This window comes from Aquibacillus salsiterrae, from assembly GCF_028416595.1.
In the GTDB taxonomy this organism is placed as follows: Bacteria; Bacillota; Bacilli; order Bacillales; family Amphibacillaceae; genus Aquibacillus_A; species Aquibacillus_A salsiterrae.
Genome location: NZ_JAMQKC010000060.1, coordinates 1 through 1025, shown reverse-complemented (window position 1 = coordinate 1025; position 1025 = coordinate 1). Strand labels below are relative to the sequence as shown.

The following is a 1025-nucleotide window of genomic DNA, read 5'->3' as shown; positions in this document are numbered from 1 at the left end:
ACCGGATCACGGTCGTGGGTTAGAAGGTCCGTACAGCCAGGGTGGTATCCCACCGACGCCTCCACGTAAGCTAGCGCTCACGCTTCTTAGGCTCCCACCTATCCTGTACAAGCTGTACCAACATTCAATATCAGGCTACAGTAAAGCTCCACGGGGTCTTTCCGTCCTGTCGCGGGTAATGCGCATCTTCACGCATAGTATAATTTCACCGGGTCTCTCGTTGAGACAGTGCCCAAGTCGTTGCACCTTTCGTGCGGGTCGGAACTTACCCGACAAGGAATTTCGCTACCTTAGGACCGTTATAGTTACGGCCGCCGTTTACTGGGGCTTCGGTTCAACGCTTCGTCAAAGACTAACGCATCCCCTTAACCTTCCAGCACCGGGCAGGTGTCAGCCCCTATACTTCGCCTTACGGCTTCGCAGAGACCTGTGTTTTTGCTAAACAGTCGCTTGGGCCTTTTCACTGCGGCTTCTCATGCAAGAAGCACCCCTTCTCCCGAAGTTACGGGGTCATTTTGCCGAGTTCCTTAACGAGAGTTCTCCCGATCACCTTAGGATTCTCTCCTCGCCTACCTGTGTCGGTTTGCGGTACGGGCACCTATAATCTCACTAGAGGCTTTTCTTGGCAGTGTGAAATCAGGAACTTCGGTACTATAGTTCCCTCCCCATCACAGCTTGTGATTGCCAGACGGATTTGCCTATCTGACTCACTCACTGCTTGGGCGCGCACATCCAGCGGCGCGCATTCCTTATCCTACTGCGTCCCCCCATCGTTCAAACGATTATGAGGTGGTACAGGAATATCAACCTGTTGTCCATCGCCTACGCCTTTCGGCCTCGGCTTAGGTCCCGACTAACCCTGAGCGGACGAGCCTTCCTCAGGAAACCTTAGGCATTCGGTGTAGAAGATTCTCACTTCTATTTCGCTACTCATACCGGCATTCTCACTTCTAAGCGCTCCACCAGTCCTCACGGTCTGACTTCGCAGCACTTAGAACGCTCTCCTACCAAAGCGAAAGAGTAAA

1 rRNA gene is annotated in these 1025 nt (G+C 53.1%); it reads right to left on the bottom strand.

Going from position 1 to position 1025, the window contains the following annotated elements:
• Positions 1-1025, bottom strand: a 23S ribosomal RNA gene (locus tag NC799_RS18290); the annotation flags it as partial.